12 protein-coding genes are annotated in these 12,888 nt (G+C 70.0%); 4 read left to right on the top strand and 8 right to left on the bottom strand.

The window, feature by feature from the left end; translation table 11 throughout:
- Positions 1–303 precede the first annotated feature (303 nt).
- The 4 genes from recA (at position 304) to ACFWM2_RS35985 (ending at position 6,012) form a co-directional block, all read left to right on the top strand.
- The gene (recA, locus tag ACFWM2_RS36000) at positions 304–1,428 is read left to right on the top strand and encodes a recombinase RecA (RefSeq protein ID WP_383289024.1); all 1,125 of its coding nucleotides are present in this window, start codon (positions 304–306) and stop codon (positions 1,426–1,428) included.
- Positions 1,429–1,431: 3 nt separating this feature from the next.
- Positions 1,432–2,325, top strand: coding sequence for a recombination regulator RecX (recX, locus tag ACFWM2_RS35995; RefSeq protein ID WP_383289022.1), 894 nt, complete (start codon positions 1,432–1,434; stop codon positions 2,323–2,325).
- Between the two features lie 358 nt (positions 2,326–2,683).
- A complete protein-coding gene (locus ACFWM2_RS35990; protein ID WP_383289019.1) occupies positions 2,684–3,481 on the top strand; it encodes an ArsR/SmtB family transcription factor in 798 nt (265 codons plus the stop codon).
- Positions 3,478–6,012 (top strand): ABC transporter permease, encoded by a 2,535-nt coding sequence (locus tag ACFWM2_RS35985; RefSeq protein WP_383289017.1) that lies wholly within the window; start codon positions 3,478–3,480, stop codon positions 6,010–6,012. The genes ACFWM2_RS35990 and ACFWM2_RS35985 overlap by 4 nt, the downstream gene beginning before the upstream one ends.
- A gap of 84 nt (positions 6,013–6,096) precedes the next feature.
- Here the strand turns inward: ACFWM2_RS35985 and ACFWM2_RS35980 are convergent, their stop codons facing one another.
- From ACFWM2_RS35980 to ACFWM2_RS35945, 8 genes are all read right to left on the bottom strand, one after another.
- Positions 6,097–6,498, bottom strand: coding sequence for a rhodanese-like domain-containing protein (locus tag ACFWM2_RS35980; RefSeq protein ID WP_383289014.1), 402 nt, complete (start codon positions 6,496–6,498; stop codon positions 6,097–6,099).
- Positions 6,495–7,022 (bottom strand): cysteine dioxygenase, encoded by a 528-nt coding sequence (locus ACFWM2_RS35975; RefSeq protein WP_383289011.1) that lies wholly within the window; start codon positions 7,020–7,022, stop codon positions 6,495–6,497. The genes ACFWM2_RS35980 and ACFWM2_RS35975 overlap by 4 nt, the downstream gene beginning before the upstream one ends.
- A gap of 76 nt (positions 7,023–7,098) precedes the next feature.
- Complete coding sequence (locus ACFWM2_RS35970) at positions 7,099–7,431, bottom strand: putative leader peptide (protein WP_383289009.1); 333 nt, start codon at positions 7,429–7,431, stop codon at positions 7,099–7,101.
- A gap of 130 nt (positions 7,432–7,561) precedes the next feature.
- Positions 7,562–9,268, bottom strand: a complete 1,707-nt coding sequence (locus tag ACFWM2_RS35965; RefSeq protein ID WP_383289006.1) for an FAD-dependent monooxygenase — start codon at positions 9,266–9,268, stop codon at positions 7,562–7,564.
- 175 nt (positions 9,269–9,443) lie between these two features.
- Positions 9,444–10,337, bottom strand: a complete 894-nt coding sequence (locus ACFWM2_RS35960; RefSeq protein WP_383289004.1) for an amino acid ABC transporter permease — start codon at positions 10,335–10,337, stop codon at positions 9,444–9,446.
- Entirely contained in the window at positions 10,334–10,999 is a 666-nt protein-coding gene (locus ACFWM2_RS35955) for an amino acid ABC transporter permease (RefSeq protein WP_383289001.1), read from the bottom strand. The genes ACFWM2_RS35960 and ACFWM2_RS35955 overlap by 4 nt, the downstream gene beginning before the upstream one ends.
- 75 nt (positions 11,000–11,074) lie before the next feature.
- On the bottom strand, positions 11,075–11,908 hold the full coding sequence (locus ACFWM2_RS35950) for a glutamate ABC transporter substrate-binding protein (RefSeq protein WP_383288998.1): 834 nt from the start codon (positions 11,906–11,908) through the stop codon (positions 11,075–11,077).
- Between the two features lie 73 nt (positions 11,909–11,981).
- Positions 11,982–12,758, bottom strand: coding sequence for an amino acid ABC transporter ATP-binding protein (locus tag ACFWM2_RS35945; RefSeq protein ID WP_383288995.1), 777 nt, complete (start codon positions 12,756–12,758; stop codon positions 11,982–11,984).
- Positions 12,759–12,888 lie beyond the last annotated feature (130 nt).

The following is a 12,888-nucleotide window of genomic DNA, read 5'->3' as shown; positions in this document are numbered from 1 at the left end:
GGACCGTGCGCCCGGAGGATCATCCGGGTACCCGAGCCCGAGAGGTGCGTCGGACCGCCGGTCGCACGCGAGCCCACGGCTCGGTGGCACAGGAAACGCGGCTTGCCGTGAAGCGCGTGGTGCGCTTGACACTAAAATCGAACATCCATTCTTATGGAGTCTCCGGCAGGGCTTTCGGCGGGGATTTCCGGCGGAAGTGTCCGAGTTATCCACAGGCCGGGCGGCCGTCGAGACGCATTGTCAGTGGCAGGCGCTAGCGTCATTGACGTGAAGCGATCGACTCAAGCAAATCGGGTGGAACCCATGGCAGGTACGGACCGCGAGAAGGCGCTGGACGCCGCGCTCGCACAGATTGAACGGCAATTCGGCAAGGGCGCGGTGATGCGCCTCGGTGAGCGTCCGAACGAGCCCATCGAGGTCATCCACACCGGGTCGACCGCGCTCGACGTGGCCCTGGGTGTCGGCGGTCTGCCGCGCGGCCGAGTGGTGGAGGTGTACGGCCCGGAATCCTCCGGCAAGACGACACTGACGCTGCACGCGGTGGCGAACGCGCAGAAGGCCGGCGGCCAGGTGGCCTTCATCGACGCCGAGCACGCCCTCGACCCCGAGTACGCGAAGAAGCTCGGCGTCGACATCGACAACCTGATCCTGTCGCAGCCGGACAACGGCGAGCAGGCTCTGGAGATCGTCGACATGCTGGTCCGCTCCGGCGCGCTCGACCTCATCGTCATCGACTCGGTCGCGGCCCTGGTGCCGCGTGCGGAGATCGAGGGCGAGATGGGCGACTCGCACGTGGGTCTGCAGGCGCGTCTGATGAGCCAGGCACTCCGCAAGATCACCAGTGCGCTCAACCAGTCGAAGACCACCGCGATCTTCATCAACCAGCTCCGCGAGAAGATCGGCGTGATGTTCGGCTCCCCGGAGACCACGACCGGTGGCCGGGCCCTGAAGTTCTATGCCTCGGTGCGACTCGACATCCGTCGTATCGAGACGCTGAAGGACGGCACCGACGCGGTCGGCAACCGCACCCGCGTCAAGGTCGTCAAGAACAAGGTCGCGCCGCCCTTCAAGCAGGCCGAGTTCGACATCCTCTACGGGCACGGCATCAGCCGCGAGGGCGGCCTGATCGACATGGGCGTGGACAACGGCTTCGTCCGCAAGGCCGGCGCCTGGTACACGTACGAGGGCGACCAGCTCGGCCAGGGCAAGGAGAACGCGCGCAACTTCCTGAAGGACAACCCCGACCTCGCCGACGAGATCGAGAAGAAGATCCTGGAGAAGCTGGGCGTCGGTGTCCGGCCGGAGGTGCCTGCCGTCGAGCCGGTCGTGGACGCGGCGGTCACCGCCCCTGCGGACGAGGCCGCGAAGACGGTGCCCGCACCGGCGGCCAAGGCCACCAAGTCCAAGGCCACGGCGGCGAAGAGCTAGTCCGTGACACGGCGAACCGACTGGGCCGAGTCCGCCTATCCCGTCACCCCCGGAGGGCAGGTACCTCGGGGGGACGGCGCCTCGACCGGAGACGGCGGGAGGTCGTACGGCGGGGAGGCGTACGACAGCGACGGGCTGTACGGCCGCGATGCCGGCGGTGCGGGGCCGTACGGCGGTGATCCGGGCGTGGACGGCGAGAGCCCCTCGGTGGGCGGCTCACGCCGTGGCGGTCGGCGTGGTGGTGACGGCGGTCCGCGCGGGGGCGGACGAAGTCGTGGCCGACGCAGGCGCGGTGGCTTCGGCGATCCGACCGGCGATCGGGCGAGCGACCTGTCCGGCGACCCACAGGACGGACGCCTCCCTTCCTCGTCGAGGGCCGAGAAGGGGGAGTCCCCCGGGGACCCGGCTGAGCGGGCGCGGGCGATCTGTCTGCGCCTGCTCACCGGGACCCCGCGCACGCGGAAACAGCTCGCGGACGCGCTGCGCAAGCGTGAGATCCCGGACGACGTGGCGGACGAGGTGTTGTCACGGTTCGAGGAGGTCGGACTGATCAACGACGGCGCCTTCGCGGACGCCTGGGTGGAGTCCCGGCACCACGGCCGCGGGCTGGCCCGGCGGGCGCTCGCGCGGGAGTTGCGTACCAAGGGCGTGGACTTGACGCTGATCGACGAGGCCGTCGGGCAGCTCGACTCCGAGCAGGAGGAGGCGACCGCGCGCGAGCTCGTGGCCCGCAAGCTGCGCTCCACGCGAGGTCTCGACCGCGACAAGCGGCTGCGACGTCTCGCGGGCATGCTCGCCCGCAAGGGTTACCCCGAGGGCATGGCCCTTCGGGTGGTCCGACAGGCGCTGGAGGAAGAGGGCGAGGACACGGAGGGGTTGGAGGACGGGGGGTTCTGACCCTTCGGGTCCTTCCTGTCCCCAGGTCCTTCCTGTCCTCGGGTCCTTCCTGTCCTCAGGCCCTTCCCGGCCTCGGGTACTCCCGGCCTTCGGGTCCTTCCTGCCCTCGGGTCCTCTCGGCCATCCGGCCTCGGGCCCCTCCCGGCCTCGGGTCCTCCCAACCTTCGGGTACTCCCGGCCTCGGGCCCTCCCGGACCCCCAGGGGCCAGGCCGAGCCGGGTCGGCGTGGGCCGGGCTCACGACCCCCGCCACCCCGCCGCACCCCCAACTCCCCAACCCCAAGCTGGGGTTAACCCCCCACCCAAGACACCGGTTCACCGCAATGCACAGACCCCTGTGCACAGACGACTGTGTACCCATGGAACAGGAACCCGGTGCGAAGAAACCCGGTGCGAAGAAACCCCCGGAGGGCCCGCACGCCCCCGTCGAGCTTTCCGATCTCGCCGCGCTGAAGGCGCTCGCTCAGCCCCGTCGGCAGCGCATGCTCCAGCACCTCACCGTGCACGGGCCCGCCACCTCGGCGACGCTCGCCCGGGCACTCGGACTGAACACGGGGGCCACGAGCTACCACCTGCGTGCGCTCGCGCGGTTCGGCTTCGTGGAGGAGACGAAAGGGACGACGGAGGCGACGGAGGCGACGGAGGGAAGCGGCCACGGCCGCGAACGCTGGTGGCGGGCCGTCCCCGGCGACCGCCGCTTCCCGCAGCGCAGTCGACAGAGCCCCGAAATGCGGCTTGTGATGGACGAGTTGAACCATCACGCGTACGCCGCCGACCTCGAACTCTTCGAGCGGATGCAGCTCCAGCAGGGTGCGGCCGACGACCCCTGGGTCGACGCCTTCCCGTACTCGCGCGGTTCGATCCGGCTGACGCTCTCCGAACTCCGGGCGTTCTTCGAGGAGTACATCGCGCTCCTCAACCGCTACAAGCGCCCCGAAGCCGCGACCCCGGCCGATGCCCGCACCGTGCTCACGCGATTCCTCGCCTTTCCGGCCTCCACCGACGCCGACGCTTCCACCGACGCCGACACCCCCACCGACGCCGAAACGGCCTCGGCCGTCCCGGTTCCGGAGGCCATCCCCGCCGAGGCCCCTGAGGTCACGCGTTCGCGCAGCCACCCCGCGCCCCACCACAGAGGAAAGGCCGACCCCTCATGATGCTGCGATACGCCCTCCAGACCGTGCGGGCGCGCAAGGGCGGCTTCCTCGGCGCCTTCTTCGCCCTGATGTGCGCGGCCGCCCTCATCACCGCCTGCGGCACCCTCCTCGAAACGGGACTGCGCGGCGCGATCAGTACGGAACGCTACGCCGCGACCCCCGTCGTGGTCTCCGCCGACCAGAACGTCCACCAGACCACCATCAAGCACAAGAAGGGCAAGACCAAGGTCAAGCACAAGGCCAAGTCGATCGCCGAGCGGGCCTGGCTTCCGTCCGAACTCGCCGCACGGCTTCGCGAGGCCCCCGGCGTAGGCCGTGTCGTCCCGGAACTGACCTTCCTCGCACAGCCGTTGATGCCCGCCGGTACCGACGGGAAAGCGAGCCCCTCCTACGGCCACGCCTGGGAATCCGCCGCCCTCACCCCGTACCGGCTCACCGCCGGCACGGCGCCGGCGTCCGACGGTGATCTGGTCGTCGACCGAGGCCTCGCCGAACGCGCGCACCTCAAGCCCGGCGACCGCCTCACCGTCCAGTCGACGCAGTCCCCGCGCAGCTACCGCGTCAGCGGAATCGCCGCGCCCGCCGCTGCCGTACGCCACCAGACCTCGCTCTTCTTCTCCACGGCCGAGGCCCAGCGACTGGCCGCCCACCCCGGCAAGGTCACCGCCTTCGGTGTGATCCCCGCCAAGGGCACCGACACGGCGAACCTCGAACAGGCCGTCACGAAGGCGCTGCACGGCACCACCGCGCAGGTCAGCACGGGTGACGACCGCGGCCCTGTCGAGTTCCTCGACGCGGCCGCCGCCCGTATCCGGCTGGTCAGCATGGGGGGTGCCATGGGCGGCACGTCCCTGCTCGTGGCCATCCTGGTGGTCGTCGGCACCTTCGCGCTCTCCGTGCAGCAGCGCCACCGAGAACTCGCCCTGCTGCGCGCCATCGCCGCCACACCGGGCCAGATCCGGTCGCTCCTCGGCCGTGAGGCGCTGATCGTCGGCGCTCTCGCCGGAACGACGGGCGCGCTCGTCGGCCTGCCGCTGGGCGCGTGGCTGCACGGACGGTTCGTGGCCATGGGTGCCGTGCCCGTCACCCTTCAGCACACGGTCAGTGTCTTCCCGATGTTCGCCGCGATCGCCGCCACCCTCCTCGGTGCCTGGGCCGCCGCCCGTATCTCGGCCCGCCGCATCTCCCGGATCCGGCCGGCCGAGGCGCTCGCCGAGGCCACGGTCGAGCGCAGCCGTCCGGCCCGGGTGCGGATCCTGGCCGGCCTCGGGCTGCTGGCCGGTGGTGCCGTCCTCGTCGTCGTACTCAGCGCTCTGCGCACCGAGCCCGCCTCCACCCCTGTCACCTTCCTGGCCGTGGTCGTCCTCGCCAGTGCCGTCGCCCTGCTCGGCCCACTGCTGGTCAGGGCGGCAGCGGCCGTCCTGGGCGGCCCGCTGCGCCGGTCCGGTCCCGGCGGAAAACTCGCCGCGGCCAACCTGCGCGGCAACGCCGCCCGCCTGGCCTCCGTCGTCACTCCGCTCACCCTCCTCATCGGCATGACCTGCACGGTCCTGTTCGTCCAGCCGACCCTCGGCGACGCGGCCCGGGCCCAGGCGCGTGCGGGCGTCCGTGCCGACTGGGTGGTCGCCGCGCGGGGCCCCGGTGTCCCGGCCGAGGCGGCACAGCAGCTGCGGGCGGACCACGACGTCGTCACCGAAGTGGTCCGTACGACGGTCCGGGTGGGCCTCGACAAGTACCCGGCCCAGGGCGTCACCTCCGCCGGCATCACCCGCACCTGGGACCCCGACGTCACCGCCGGCTCCCTCGACGACCTGAACAACACCACGGTCGCGGTCAGCGAACTCGCCGCGGACCAGCTTCACTTGAAGCCCGGCAGCAGCCTGAAACTCACCCTCGGTGACGGCACGCCCGTCCGGCTCACCGTCGCCGCCGTCTACGCCCGCGGCCTCGGCTTCGGCGATCTCACCTTTGCCCACGACCTGGTCGCACGCCATGTGGACAACCCGCTCGCCACCTCCGTCCTCGTCAGGACCGCCCGCACACAGACACAACTCGCGACTACGCTCCGTAAGTTCCCGGGTGTCCAGGTTCTCGCGCCTGCCGCCGCCGATTCGATCCAGGCCGAGCGCCGGCAGGCGAACGCGGAGGTCAACTACCTCGCCATGGGGCTGGTCCTGGCCTTCACCGCCATCGCCGTCGTCAACACGCTCGCCATGTCGGTCTCCGAGCGCATCCGCGAGTTCGCGATGCTCCGCCTCGCGGGAGCCACCCGCCGCCAGGTACTGCGGATGCTGCGCACCGAGACGCTGTCGGTCCTGCTGCTCGCCACCTCGCTCGGCAGCGGTATCGCCCTCGCGGTCCTGACCGCCTTCAGCACCGGCATGACGGGCAGCGCGGCGCCGGCCGTCCGGCCCCTCGTGTACGTCTCCGTGGTCGCGACCGCCGCACTGCTCGCCCTGGTCGCCACCTCACTCCCCGGCCGGATGGCGCTGCGCCCGCGCCCCGTCACCGTGGCGACGGCCAGGGAGTAAGGAGCGCTGCGCAAGGACGGGCGCCCCTTACCTTCAGGGGCGCCCGTCCTTGCGTACGACGTCAGTGACTCCTCGTACGGTGACCTAGGGCGTCACCGGGTATCCGGCCGCTTTCCAGGCCTGGAATCCGCCGACCAGGTCGGTCGCCCGATGCAGGCCCAACTGCCGGAGGGAGACGGCCGCCAGGCTCGACGCGTACCCCTCGTTGCAGATGACCACGACCCGCAGATCGTGGCTGGTGGCCTCCGCGGCGCGGTGGCTGCCCTGGGGGTCGAGCCGCCACTCCAGTTCGTTGCGCTCGACGACCAGGGCGCCGGGGATCAGCCCGTCGCGCTCGCGCAGTGCCGCGTACCGGGTGTCGACCAGCAGGGCTTCGCCCGCCTTGAAGAGGTCGTACGCCTCCGTGGCGTCCACCCGGTCGAGTCCTTCGCGGACCTGCTCCAGCAACTCGTCTATTCCGACGGGACGTTCGGGTCGGGCGCTCACTGCCAGTCCTCCGGACTCTCGACGTGCTCCAGGCGCAGCACCTGACCCGTACGGCTGTAGCGGCGGATCTGCGGCAGGGGCGGGTAGTACGCGTGGACGGAGATCGCGTGCTCATCGGTGGACTCGTTGAGCACCTCGTGCACATGGTGGCGGCCGAAGGCGCGGCCCTTGCCGGCCGGCAGCCGCCGATCGCGGTCCACGCCGTCGGCGAGTTCCAGGGTCCGCCAGCCGTCGGCGGGCAGCCGCGCGGTGAGCGAGTTCTCCTTGAGCTCACCCGAGGCGGTGAGGAAGGCGCCGACGGACTCGGCGTGATCGTGCCAGCCGGTGCCGGTGCCGGGGGGCCAGCCGATGAGCCAGGCCTCGCTGCCGCCGGGGCCTTCCAGACGTACCCAGGTACGGCCTTCGGGGTCGAGCGGGAGGGAGGCGATCAGTTCGGGGTCGGCTGCCGATCGGCGTACGAAGTCGAGCAGCTCGGCCTGGGTGGGGGCTTGTGCGGGTGCGGAGACAAGGGGTGACACGGACACGGGTACCGTCCTGGGCTCTTTCGCGTGGAAGCGCGCGGCACCACACAGGGGGCGCGCGAAGGAGAGGGATGCGAATTCAGCTGGACGGACGACACACGCAGCCCGCATAGCGGAGGAGGTCCATATGGACCCTCCGCCACAGGTGCACGCAGGTGTCGGTCACGATCCGGAGTACACCATGGGCGTGCGGACTGTTCAACTCACCATCACTATGTGGACCCCCGGAATGCTGTCCGGGGGCGGCGGCTGCCGACGTCCACAGGGCGCTCGCCCCGGGACGCCTCCGCCGCGGCGGCTGACCCACGCCCGGGCTTCGCCGGCGGGTTCCTGCCCGGCTCCCCAGGAGGTCACAGGCCCGCGCGGGCGGACGATCACAGCCAGTCCACGCTTCACTCCAACCCGAGTCCATCGCGAGCTCGGACCCGACCAGGGCATACGGTCACCGCGGCTCCGGCGTCACCCGAGCCGGCCTCCACGGGAGCACGGTCCGCGCTCCGGCCCGAGTCCACCACCGCGCAGGCCTGGCTCCACCGCGCGCGTCAACTCCGGCCGGCCGCCGCCTCGGTGCGTGCCGGGCCGCCCAGCGTCGCCTCCGCGGCCGCGTACAGGTCGGCGGGGCGCACCCCGCTCAAGGCGGTGACCAGGTGACCGTCCGGCCGGATCAGCAGCACGGTGTGCGCGGCAGCGGCCGGGTAGCTCTCGGCGACCAGGAGCTCGGCGGAGTGCGGCAGCGCGGTCACGGCGGCCGCGAGCCGGGGCATGATCCCGGCCGTCACCCAGTGCTTGCGCTCCCACACGCCGGTCCCCGGTGCGATCAGCACCACCAGCAGCACTCCCCGCCCGAGCCGCTCGCGCAGCGGTACGAAGGAACCGTCCTCCGCGGTCACCCGCACGTCGACCACGGGCGCACCGGGCGGCGTCCCCACGGCGGCCTCGGCCTCGGCGTACGGAGGCGCGAGCGGCGAATCGGCGTACGCCCCCGGCGCACCGAGCGGGCCGCGCCCCAGGTGGCCGTCCGCGAGCAGCGCGTCATGGCCACGGGCCGATCCGGGCACGTACGAACGCAGCCCCCCGCCGCCGCGCAGTACGGGAAGTGCCTGGTCGGCGGCGCGCAGCCGGGCCGCGATGATCGCGCGGCGCTCCGCCTGATAGCTGTTGAGCAGTGCCTCGTGCGGTCCGTGGTGCCAGGCCAGGGCCAGTTTCCAGGCGAGGTTGTCGGCGTCCCGCAGGCCCTCGTCCAGCCCGTGGGTGCCGAGCGCGCCGAGCAGATGCGCTGCGTCCCCGGCGAGGAAGACCCGGCCGACCCGCCAGCGCCGGGCGAGCCGGTGGTGGACGGTGTGGACCCCGGTGTCGAGCAGTTCGTACGGCGGTGTCGAGCCGCCGCTCCACCCCGCGAGGGTCTCCCGGACGCGCGCCACCAGGAGGTCCGGGGTGACCAGGTCCTTTCCCGGCGGCAGCAGCCAGTCCAGGCGCCACACGCCGTCCGCGAGCGGGCGTCCGGACACCTCGCCGGCCGAGGGGCCCGACGTCCGCCACGGCGGCATGCGGTGCAGCAACGCTTCGCCGGGCCACGGCAGTTCCGTGCGCAGCGCCGCCACGGCGTGCCGTTCCACAGCTGTACGGCCGGGGAAGCGGATGTCCAGGAGCTTGCGCACGGTCGAGCGTGGTCCGTCGCAGCCGATCAGGTAACTGCCGCGCCACCACGTGCCGTTGGGGCCGCGGGTGTGGGCCGTGATCCCCGACGTCTCCTGTTCGACGGCGTCGAGCCGGCTGTTCACGGCGATCTTGACGAGCCGCTCGCCCGCGATGGCCGTACGCAGGGCGGCGGTCAGGACGTGCTGGGCGATGTGCAGCGGGGCGGGCAGCTCGGCGCCGTCCGGGTCCGGTGCCGCGCCTCCCGTGTCCCCGAAACCGTGCCCGGTTCCGCCCGCTCCTCCGAGGCCCTGGGCGCCCGCACCGGCGGTGTCTCCGGCGCCCTCCGTGCCGAACGTGACCTCGCGCATCACCTGCTTGCGCCGCATCGACCGCCATCCGGCCCAACGGAGGCCGGCCGCGGAGAGCGGGAATCCGGTCAGCCGCTCGATGAGTGCGGTGGTGTCCTCACCCAGGACGACGGTCCGTGCGAGCCGCTGCTCGTCCTTGCCCGGCCCCTCGTCGAGGACCACCGAAGGGACCTCCTGGCGTGCCAGCGCCAGGGCGAGCGTGAGTCCTACGGGCCCCGCTCCGACGATGATCACCGGGTCCATGACGCGGTGCCCCCTGCCCGGGGCGGTGTCCTCGGAGACGTACGGGAACAAGCAGGTGGAGCGGGGTGCACGATCACAGAACGTATGCAACCCATTGCCGGTGCTTGCGTCAAGTGACGGAGGCAGTGGCGATCACGCCACTGCCTCCGTACGGGCCAAGCATGGTGAGGTTCCGTCAGATGAAGCCGCCCGTGCCGGCGCCGGTGGACTCAGTACCCGCGACCGCCGCCGGCGGAATCACCGCGCCCGTCGACTTCTTCCCGCGCCGCAGCCTGCCTTCCAGCCAGCTCGCGAAGGTGGTGAGGGAGAAGTTGAGCGCGATGTAGATCAGGGCCACGATCGTGAAGCTGGCGATGGTGTTCGCGCCGTAGTAGCCGGTCATCGGTCCGACCGAGGCGAGCAGCTCGGGGAAGGTGAGGACCGCGCCGCCGAGCGCAGTGTCCTTCATGATCACGACGAGCTGGCTGACGATCGCCGGCAGCATGGCTGTGACGGCCTGCGGCAGCAGGATGAACCGCATGACCTGGTTCTTGCGCAGCCCCACCGCCATCGCCGCTTCGGACTGGCCCTTGGGCAGCGACAGGATGCCGGCCCGGACGATCTCCGCGAGCACCGCGGAGTTGTAGAGCACGAGTCCGGTGACGACCGCGTACAGCGGGCGGTCGTCGGAGCTGACGTTGGTGTACTCCGAGAAGAGGGCGACACCGAAGATCATGAGGATCAGCACCGGGATGGCGCGGAAGAACTCCACCACGACCGAGACCGGAACGCGTACCCACCTGTGGTCCGAGAGCCGGGCGATGCCGAGGACCGCGCCGAGCGGCATCGCGATGACCATGGAGAGTGCCGCGGCCTTGAGGGTGTTCTGCAGACCCGGCCAGAGGTACGTGCTCCAGGCTTCGGTTCCGACGAAGGGCTTCCACAGCACCCACGCGAGCTGGCCCTTCTCGTCCAGCATGGTGTACACCCACCACAGCAGGGCGGCGAGGACAGCGAAGAACACCACAGTGAACAGCACGTTCCGCCGCTTGGCCCGCGGGCCCTGGGCGTCGTAGAGGACCGAGCTCATCGCTTAACCGCCACCTTCTTGCTCACCCAGCCGAGGACCAGACCGGTCGGCATCGTCAGGCACACGAAGCCGAACGCGAAGACCGCGGAGATCAGGATGAGTTGCGCCTCGTTCTCGACCATCTCCTTCATCAGGGTCGCCGCTTCCGCGACACCGATCGCGGCCGCCACCGTGGTGTTCTTCGTCAGCGCGATCAGTACGTTCGTCAGCGGGCCGACGACCGAACGGAACGCCTGGGGAAGCACGATCAGCGTGAGGACCTGGGTGAAGCTGAGGCCGATGGCGCGGGCCGCCTCCGCCTGGCCGACGGGCACCGTGTTGATGCCGGACCGCAGCGACTCGCAGACGAAGGCCGAGGTGTAGGCGATCAGTCCGAGCACGGCGAGCCGGAAGTTGATGGTGTCGACCGTGTGCGCGCCGAGCTCCACTCCCAGGGTCTGGTTGAGGCCCAGCGAGGTGAACAGAATGATCACGGTCAGGGGGATGTTCCGCACGATGTTCACGTAGGCGGTGCCGAAACCGCGCATGAGCGGCACCGGGCCGACCCGCATCGCGGCCAGCATGGTTCCCCAGATCAGAGAGCCGACGGCTGAGAGGACGGTGAGTTTCACCGTGACCCAGAACGCTCCCAGCAGGTCGTAACCTTCAAGAAAGTCGAACACGATCTCCCGCGCTTCCGCGTGTGTCGAGGGCCGGGTGCGCCGCCCCCCGAGGACGGCGCACCAACGGCCGCTTCATCAGCTGACGACGTTGCCGATCTTCGGGGCGGGCTCGTTCTGGTAGTTCGCCGGACCGAAGTTGTCCTTCACGGCCTTGTCCCACGTCTTGTCGGAGACCATCTTCTCCAGGGCCGTGTTGATCTTCGCCTTGAGGTCGCTGCCCTTCTTGACGCCGATGCCGTAGTTCTCGTTGGTCATCTTCAAGCCGCCGAGCTTGAACTTGCCCTTGAAGTTCGCCTGTGCGGCGTAACCGGCGAGGATCGAGTCATCGGTGGTCAGCGCGTCGATGGCCTTGTTCTGCAGACCGGTCAGACATGCCGAGTACGTCGGGTACTTCAGCAGCTGCGCCTTGGGCGCGAGCTTGTCCTTGACGTTCTGGGCCGAGGTGGAGCCCGTCACGGAACACAGCTTCTTGCTGTTGAGGTCCTTCTCCGACTTGATCGAGTTGTCGTCGGACCGCAGGAGCACGTCCTGGTGCGCGAGCAGGTACGGGCCCGCGAAGTCGACCTTCTGCTCACGCTCGGGCGTGATCGAGTAGGAGGCGGCGATGAAGTCGACGTCACCACGCTGGAGCATGGTCTCGCGGTCGGCGCTCTTCGCTTCCTTCCACTGGATCTGGTCCTTGTTGTAACCGAGCTGCTTGGCGATGTAGGTCGCGACGTCGACGTCGAAGCCCGAGTAGCCGTCCGGCGTCTTCTGGCCGATGCCGGGCTGGTCGAACTTGATGCCGACCGTGATCTTCTTGTCGCCCGAGGAGCCGCTGTCGTCCTTGTTGTCCGAGCCGCACGCCGTGGCGGTGACGGCGAGCGCGAGCACTGCGGCCGAAGCGGCGGTGACCTTGCGGAGCTTCATGGTGAACATCCTTTGCGTGGTGAAGAGGTGCAGGCCTTCAGTAACGCCTTCAGAAGCGAAGAGACGCAGGCTGTCAGTGGTGAAGGATCTTCGACAGGAAGTCCTTGGCCCGGTCGCTGCGGGGATTGCTGAAGAACTGGTCCGGCACAGCCTCTTCGACGATGCGGCCATCGGCCATGAACACCACTCGGTTGGCAGCCGAACGAGCGAAGCCCATCTCGTGGGTGACGACGACCATGGTCATGCCGTCCCGGGCCAGCTGTTGCATGACTTCCAGGACCTCGTTGATCATCTCGGGGTCGAGCGCCGAAGTGGGCTCGTCGAAGAGCATGACCTTGGGGTCCATCGCCAGCGCCCGCGCGATCGCGACACGCTGCTGCTGGCCGCCGGAGAGCTGCGCGGGGTACTTGTCCGCCTGGGCGGTGACGCCCACCCGGTCGAGCAGCCCGCGGGCCTTCTCCTCCGCGACCTTCTTGTCCGCCTTGCGGACCTTGATCTGGCCCAGCATCACGTTCTCGAGCACCGTCTTGTGCGCGAAGAGGTTGAAGGACTGGAAGACCATGCCCACGTCGGCGCGCAGCCGGGCGAGTTCCTTGCCCTCCTCGGGCAGTGGCTTTCCGTCGATCGAGATGGACCCGGACTCGATCGTCTCCAGGCGGTTGATGGCGCGGCACAGGGTGGACTTCCCGGACCCGGAGGGCCCGATGACCACGACGACCTCGCCCCGGGCGATGGTCAGGTCGATGTCCTGGAGCACGTGCAGCGCGCCGAAGTGCTTGTTGACGTCCTTCAGCACGACCAGATCGTCGGCCGTCGGCACGGCGTCCTTGGTCACCGATACATCGGTCATGTGCCTCTTGCTCCGTCCTCCTCGGTTGCGGAGGACAGTAGTGATGCGGCACGACCAGCGTCATTACATCTGAGGGGAAATTGAGCATAACGATCCGATAGCGCCCGGATACGCCCCGTAACAGGTGCGG

The organism is Streptomyces sp. NPDC058371, from assembly GCF_042723265.1.
Classification (GTDB): domain Bacteria; phylum Actinomycetota; class Actinomycetes; order Streptomycetales; family Streptomycetaceae; genus Streptomyces.
The sequence above is the reverse complement of the archived record's forward strand: the minus strand, read 5'-3'. Positions and strand labels throughout refer to the sequence as shown.

Excerpts from the sequence above, each read along its gene's own strand:
- recA (WP_383289024.1), top strand. The coding sequence starts at position 304 with ATGGCAGGTACGGACCGCGAGAAGGCGCTGGACGCCGCGCTCGCACAG.
- ACFWM2_RS35990 (WP_383289019.1), top strand. The coding sequence starts at position 2,684 with ATGGAACAGGAACCCGGTGCGAAGAAACCCGGTGCGAAGAAACCCCCG.
- ACFWM2_RS35985 (WP_383289017.1), top strand. The coding sequence starts at position 3,478 with ATGATGCTGCGATACGCCCTCCAGACCGTGCGGGCGCGCAAGGGCGGC.
- ACFWM2_RS35970 (WP_383289009.1), bottom strand. The coding sequence starts at position 7,431 with ATGGACTCGGGTTGGAGTGAAGCGTGGACTGGCTGTGATCGTCCGCCC.
- ACFWM2_RS35965 (WP_383289006.1), bottom strand. The coding sequence starts at position 9,268 with ATGGACCCGGTGATCATCGTCGGAGCGGGGCCCGTAGGACTCACGCTC.
- ACFWM2_RS35960 (WP_383289004.1), bottom strand. The coding sequence starts at position 10,337 with ATGAGCTCGGTCCTCTACGACGCCCAGGGCCCGCGGGCCAAGCGGCGG.
- ACFWM2_RS35950 (WP_383288998.1), bottom strand. The coding sequence starts at position 11,908 with ATGAAGCTCCGCAAGGTCACCGCCGCTTCGGCCGCAGTGCTCGCGCTC.
- ACFWM2_RS35945 (WP_383288995.1), bottom strand. The coding sequence starts at position 12,758 with ATGACCGATGTATCGGTGACCAAGGACGCCGTGCCGACGGCCGACGAT.